The organism is Streptomyces sp. NPDC057654 (assembly GCF_042800135.1).
Classification (GTDB): Bacteria; Actinomycetota; Actinomycetes; order Streptomycetales; family Streptomycetaceae; genus Streptomyces.
Genome location: NZ_JBHVHQ010000512.1, coordinates 1 through 6,189, shown reverse-complemented (window position 1 = coordinate 6,189; position 6,189 = coordinate 1). Strand labels below are relative to the sequence as shown.

The window sequence follows — 6,189 nt, the reverse complement described above, 5'->3', positions numbered from 1 at the left end:
CCCCGGAGGTTCTACTTCAGGACGAGCGACGACCACGACTTGACCCACTGCTCACGGTTCTCGGCGATCTTCTCCGGGGCCAGGGTCTCGGGGTCGGAGATCTTAGCGCCGTACTTCGTGAACACCTCGGGGAGCTTCGCGTCCTGGTTCGCCGGCTTGACGAACATCTGGAGCGGCATGTCCTCCTGGAACTCCTTGCTCACCAGGAAGTCGAGGAGCGCCTTGCCGCCCTCGGCGTTCTTCGCGCCGTTCAGCAGTCCCGCGAACTCGATCTGCCGGAAGCACGTGCCGGTCGAGACCCCGGTGGGGCCCTCCTTCGGCTGCGGCTTCGCGTCCAGCACCTCGGCGGGCGGGCTGGAGGCGTACGAGACGACGAGCGGCTTGTCGCCCTTGGCCTTCTTTCCGGCGGCGGAGCCGGAGAACCGCTGGTTGTACGCCTGCTCCCAGCCGTCCACGACCTCGACGCCGTTGCTCTTGAGCCGCTGCCAGTACTTCTGCCAGCCGTCCTCGCCGTACTTGGCGACGGTGCCGAGCTGGAAGGCGAGGCCGGGGGACGAGGTGGCGACGTTCTCGGTGACGAGGAGGTTCTTGTACTCCGGCTTGACGAGATCGTCGAAGGTCTGCGGCGGCGCCAGCTTGTGGTCCGTGAAGTAGGCGCGGTCGTAGTTGACGCAGATGTCCCCGGTGTCGATCGGGGTGGCGCGGTGCTGTGCGGCGTCGAGCTGGAGGTCGCGGGGCACCCGGTCCAGCCCCTTGGCCTCGTACGGCGTGAACAGGCCGTTGTCGAGGGCGCGCGAGAGGAGGGTGTTGTCGACGCCGAAGAACACGTCCCCCTGCGGGTGCGACTTCGAGAGGATCGCCTGGTTGACGGCCGCGCCCGCGTCGCCGCTCTTGACGACCCGGACCTTGTAGCCGGTCTTCTTGGTGAACTCGGCGAGCACGGGCTTCGAGGCGTTGAACGAGTCGTGCGAGACGAGGGTGACCGTCTTGGAGTCCGACGCCTTGGACGATCCGGAGCCGCCGCAGGCGGCGAGCGTGGTGACGCCGAGGGCGCCGACGACCGCGGCGCCGACGGCACGCCGGATATTGCTGTTCATGAGTGAGCTGACTCCCTACGCCGGTATGACCCGGATCAGGTCCGAGGGTCTGCGGCCGGGCCGCACTCTCAGCGCTCTGTGCGCTCCCCTGTCGGATTGTTCAATTGTGCGAAAGCACCATATCAGCGCTCGGAAGCGGCCAATTGTCCGCAGGCTCCGTCGATCTCCTGGCCCCGTGTGTCGCGTACGGTCACGGGCACGCCGTGAGCCGCGATCGCCTCCACGAACGCCTTCTCGTCCTCGGGCCGCGAAGCGGTCCACTTGGAGCCGGGCGTCGGGTTGAGCGGGATGAGGTTGACGTGCACCCGCTTGCCCTTGAGCAGCTTCCCGAGCAGGTCGCCGCGCCACGCCTGGTCGTTGATGTCGCGGATCAGCGCGTACTCGATGGAGATACGGCGGCCGGACTTCTCCGCGTACTCCCAGGCCGCGTCGAGGACCTCGCGCACCTTCCACCGGGTGTTGACCGGCACGAGCGTGTCGCGCAGCTCGTCGTCGGGGGCGTGCAGGGAGACCGCGAGGCGGCACTTGAAGCCCTCGTCGGCGAAGCGCAGCATCGCGGGGACCAGGCCCACCGTGGAGACGGTGATGCCGCGCTGCGAGAGGCCGAGCCCGTCCGGCTCGGGGTCCGTGAGCCGGCGGATCGCGCCCACGACGCGCTTGTAATTGGCGAGCGGCTCGCCCATCCCCATGAAGACGATGTTGGAGAGCCGCGCCGGGCCGCCGGGCACCTCCCCGTCGCGCAGGGCTCGCATGCCGTCCACGATCTGGTGGACGATCTCGGCGGTGGACAGATTCCGGTCCAGCCCGGCCTGGCCGGTGGCGCAGAACGGGCAGTTCATCCCGCAGCCCGCCTGCGACGAGATGCACATGGTGACCCGGTCCGGATAGCGCATCAGCACGGACTCGACGAGCGTGCCGTCGTGCAGCTTCCAGAGCGTCTTGCGGGTGGTGTCGTCGTCGCACGAGATATGCCGCAGCACGGTCATCAGCTCCGGCAGCATCTCGGCCGCCAGCTTCTCGCGCGCCGCCGCGGGGATGTCGGTCCACTGCGCCGGATCGTGCGCGTACCGCGCGAAGTAGTGCTGCGACAGCTGCTTGGCGCGGAACGGCTTCTCGCCGATCGCGGCCACGGCCTCGCGGCGCTCGGCGGGGCTGAGGTCGGCGAGATGCCGCGGCGGCTTCTTGGCTCCGCGCGGCGCGACGAAAGTGAGTTCTCCGGGTGCAGGCATGGTCCATCCAGTGTCGCAGACATCGGCGAAGGGGCCCGCCGCCCTGTGGACAACGGACCCCTCGCTGGAGAAGACGCGGGAAAGACGCAGGTCAGCCGCTGCCGACGAAGATCACCATGAGCAGCCACACCACCGGCGCGGTGGGCAGCAGGGAGTCCAGCCGGTCCATGATCCCGCCGTGCCCCGGCAGCAGCGTGCCCATGTCCTTGATGCCGAGATCCCGCTTGATCATGGACTCGCCGAGGTCGCCGAGGGTGGCGCTGGCCGCGACCGCGCAGCCGAGCAGCAGCCCGTGCCACCAGGTCCCGTCGTCGATCAGGTACTGCATGCACAGCGCGCCCGCCACCATCGCGAAGGCGACGGCGCCGACGAGCCCCTCGCGGGTCTTGCCGGGGCTGATCCGCGGCGCGAGCTTGGTCCGGCCGAACTTCCAGCCGACCGCGTACGCGCCGGTGTCGCTGACGACCGTCAGCACGAGGAAGGTCAGCACCCGCCACGCGCCGTCGTCCGCGGCGAGCATCAGCGCCACGAACGTGGCGAGGAAGGGCACGTAGAACGCCGCGAAGATACCCGCCGTGACATCCCGCAGATAGTCCTCGGGCGGCTCCGTCATCCGCCACACGAGCACGGCGAGCGCGGTGAAGGCCATGGCCACCCACGCGCCCTCCGGGCCGTCGAGATAGCCCGCGACGACCATGGCCGCCCCGCCGACCGCGAGCGGCACCAGCGGGGCCTTGATCGCCTTCTTCTCCGCCAGGCGGGAGGTCAGCTCCCACAGCCCGACGACCACGGCGACCGCTATCACGCCGAGGAAGACGGGCTTGTAGATGAACAGGGAGGCGATGATGACCGCGCCCAACCCCAGGCCCACCCCTATGGCCGCCCGCAGGTCACGGCCCGCGCTCTTCTTCACGGGCGCGGCGGCGGGCTCCGGCGCCGCGGGAACGGGCTCGGGCACCGGAGCGGGCTCCTGCTCCCCGTGGAAGTGCTCACCACGGAACTGTTCGTCACGGAACCGCTCTTCACGGAAGTCTTCATCGCGGAACAGGGGGCCGCCGAGGTAAGCGGCCCCCTTCTCGCGGTCGTCCTGATCTCCGCCTGCGTCGGGCACGATGGGCATGGGCCGAGTCTGCGCCGCCTCGCCCATGTCGTGCACGGGACCCGCCGGACGAGCCGGTCCCCGGTCGGTCGGCCCCCGGTATCCGGCGCTCGGCGGGGCCCCCCAGGAAGAGTCGTTCATCAGACCTCGAGCAGCTCGGCTTCCTTGTGCTTGAGCAACTCGTCCACCTGCGCGACGTACTTCGCGGTGGTGTCGTCGAGCTCCTTCTCCGCGCGGCGGACCTCGTCCTCGCCGGACTCCTTGTCCTTGACGAGCTTGTCGAGGGACTCCTTGGCCTTGCGGCGCACCGAGCGGATCGAGACCTTCGAGTCCTCGGCCTTGCCCTTGGCGACCTTGATGTACTGGCGGCGCCGGTCCTCGGTCAGCTCCGGGAACGTCACCCGGATGATGGTGCCGTCGTTGCTCGGGTTGACGCCCAGATCCGAGTCGCGGATCGCCTGCTCGATGTTGCGCAGCGCGCTCTTGTCGAACGGGGTCACCACGGCCATCCGCGGCTCCGGCACCGAGAACGACGCCAGCTGGTTGATCGGGGTCAGCGCACCGTAGTAGTCCGCCACGATCTTGTTGAACATCGCCGGGTGCGCACGCCCCGTACGGATCGCCGCGAAGTCCTCCTTGGCGACCACGACGGCCTTCTCCATCTTCTCCTCGGCCTCGAGGAGGATCTCTTCGATCACCACTTGCTCCTGGTGTTATCAGTAAGCAGAGCCTCGCCCCTGCGCGCGTCTTCTCCTGCACGGTGTCCGACCGGCAGGCCGTTGTCCATCCCCGTGCCGCGCATCTCCCGCGGCGGGGGGTTGCCGTCGTGGCCGCACGGTCCCGGGATGGGGGGCGCGTGCCGCTCGTACGGCCGTACGAGCCGTCAGGCCCGGGTGCCCCGGTCGCTCACGAGCGTGCCGATCTTCTCACCCTTCACGGCACGCGCGATGTTGCCCTCGGCGAGCAGTTCGAAGACGAGGATCGGGAGCTGGTTGTCCATGCACAGGGTGATGGCCGTGGCGTCGGCGACCTTGAGCCCGCGGGAGATGACCTCGCCGTACTCCAGGGCGTCGAACTTCACCGCGTCCGGGTTCTTCTTCGGGTCGGAGTCGTAGACCCCGTCCACGCCGTTCTTGCCCATCAGCAGGCACTCGGCGTCGATCTCCAGCGCGCGCTGGGCGGCGGTGGTGTCGGTCGAGAAGTACGGCATCCCCATGCCGGCGCCGAAGATGACGACGCGGCCCTTCTCCATGTGCCGCACCGCACGCAGCGGAATGTACGGCTCCGCGACCTGACCCATGGTGATGGCGGTCTGGACGCGGGAGTCGATGCCCTCCTTCTCCAGGAAGTCCTGGAGGGCCAGGCAGTTCATGACCGTGCCGAGCATGCCCATGTAGTCGGACCGGGCCCGGTCCATGCCGCGCTGCTGGAGCTCGGCGCCCCGGAAGAAGTTTCCGCCGCCGATGACGACGGAAATCTCCGCCCCGTCCCGGACGACCGCGGCGATCTCTCTGGCGATCTTGTGCACGACGTCCGGGTCGACGCCGAGTCCCCCGCCGCCGGCGAATGCCTCACCGGACAGCTTCAGCATGAACCGACGGTGTTTGCCGCCGCCGGCGCCCTTGTCGTCGGCAGCCTGCGTGGCGTCCGCGCCCTGATTCATTGGAGATCTCCTCGTGCACATACGAAGAAGGCCATTGCCGGTGGTCCCTTTCGGTTCCCTCTGCGGCAATGGCCTCCTCGTCACATCTGCGGCCGGCCGGTGGACGGTCGGCTGCGTACGACCCTAGCGGGTCGCGGGTCGTTCGCTGACTTCGTCAGGCTCAGACGCCGACGCGGAAGCGGGCGAAGTGCTTGAGCGTGACGCCGGCCTCGTCCAGGACCTTCTGGACGGTCTTCTTGTTGTCCTTGGCGAACGGCTGGTCCAGCAGCACGCTCTCCTTGAAGAAGCCGGTGACGCGACCCTCGACGATGCGCTCCAGGGCGGCCTCGGGCTTGCCCTCCTCGCGGGCGGTGGCCTCGGCGACGCGGCGCTCGTTCTCGACCGTCTCGGCCGGGATGTCCTCACGGGTGAGGAACTTCGGCGCGAACGCGGCGATGTGCTGCGCCACGTCCTTGGCGGCCTCGGCGGCGGCCTCGTCGGAGGCGGTGCCCTTGTCCAGCTCGACCAGGACGCCGACCTGCGGGGGCAGGTCCGGGCTGGTGCGGTGCATGTACGCGGCCACGTAGCCGCCGGTGTACTGCGCGAAGCGGTCGAGGACGATCTTCTCGCCGAGGGTGGCGTTGGCCTCGTCCACGTAGGCCTGCACGGTCTTGCCGGGCTCGATCTCGGAGGCGCGCAGCGTCTCGATGTCGGCCGGGGAGGTCTTGGCGACGTGCGCGGCGAGGGCGTCGGCGACGACGATGAACTTGTCACCCTTGGCGACGAAGTCCGTCTCGCACTTCAGCTCCAGCAGCACGCCGGAGGTCTTGTCGTCGGCGATCAGGGAGACGACGGCACCGTTCTCGGCGCTGCGGCTCTCGCGCTTGGCGACGCCCTTCTGGCCCTTGACGCGCAGGATCTCTACGGCCTTCTCGACGCTGCCCTCGGCCTCGTCCAGCGCCTTCTTGCAGTCCATCATGCCGGCGCCGGTGAGCTCGCGGAGCTTCTTGACGTCAGCGGCGGAGGTGTTCGCCATGGTCTGTGAATCTCTTCTCGAAAGTCGATGTGACTACGGGTGAACGGCGGGGACGGTGCACGCGGCACCGTCCCCCTCCGTCATCA

The 6,189-nt window shown here is 68.9% G+C and carries 6 protein-coding genes and 1 riboswitch; all 6 genes read right to left on the bottom strand.

Annotated elements, in window-relative coordinates:
• Positions 1–11 precede the first annotated feature (11 nt).
• The 6 genes from ACFU99_RS29355 to tsf all read right to left on the bottom strand — a co-directional run bounded on the left by ACFU99_RS29355 (position 12) and on the right by tsf (position 6,103).
• Positions 12–1,097 (bottom strand): thiamine ABC transporter substrate binding subunit, encoded by a 1,086-nt coding sequence (locus tag ACFU99_RS29355; protein WP_384397748.1) that lies wholly within the window; start codon positions 1,095–1,097, stop codon positions 12–14.
• A riboswitch (TPP riboswitch) is annotated at positions 1,093–1,197 on the bottom strand. (Overlaps the previous gene by 5 nt.)
• A gap of 22 nt (positions 1,198–1,219) precedes the next feature.
• Positions 1,220–2,326 carry a 23S rRNA (adenine(2503)-C(2))-methyltransferase RlmN gene (rlmN, locus tag ACFU99_RS29350; RefSeq protein ID WP_384397746.1) on the bottom strand — a complete coding sequence of 369 codons (1,107 nt, stop codon included), beginning with the start codon at positions 2,324–2,326 and terminating at the stop codon, positions 1,220–1,222.
• Positions 2,327–2,417: 91 nt separating this feature from the next.
• Complete coding sequence (locus ACFU99_RS29345; RefSeq protein WP_384397744.1) at positions 2,418–3,566, bottom strand: phosphatidate cytidylyltransferase; 1,149 nt, start codon at positions 3,564–3,566, stop codon at positions 2,418–2,420.
• Positions 3,566–4,123 (bottom strand): ribosome recycling factor, encoded by a 558-nt coding sequence (frr, locus tag ACFU99_RS29340; RefSeq protein WP_030885022.1) that lies wholly within the window; start codon positions 4,121–4,123, stop codon positions 3,566–3,568. Before frr ends, ACFU99_RS29345 begins: the two co-directional genes overlap by 1 nt.
• Before the next feature lie 185 nt (positions 4,124–4,308).
• The gene (pyrH, locus tag ACFU99_RS29335; protein WP_384397742.1) at positions 4,309–5,088 is read right to left on the bottom strand and encodes a UMP kinase; all 780 of its coding nucleotides are present in this window, start codon (positions 5,086–5,088) and stop codon (positions 4,309–4,311) included.
• Positions 5,089–5,248: 160 nt separating this feature from the next.
• Positions 5,249–6,103, bottom strand: a complete 855-nt coding sequence (gene tsf / locus ACFU99_RS29330) for a translation elongation factor Ts (RefSeq protein ID WP_384397740.1) — start codon at positions 6,101–6,103, stop codon at positions 5,249–5,251.
• Positions 6,104–6,189 lie beyond the last annotated feature (86 nt).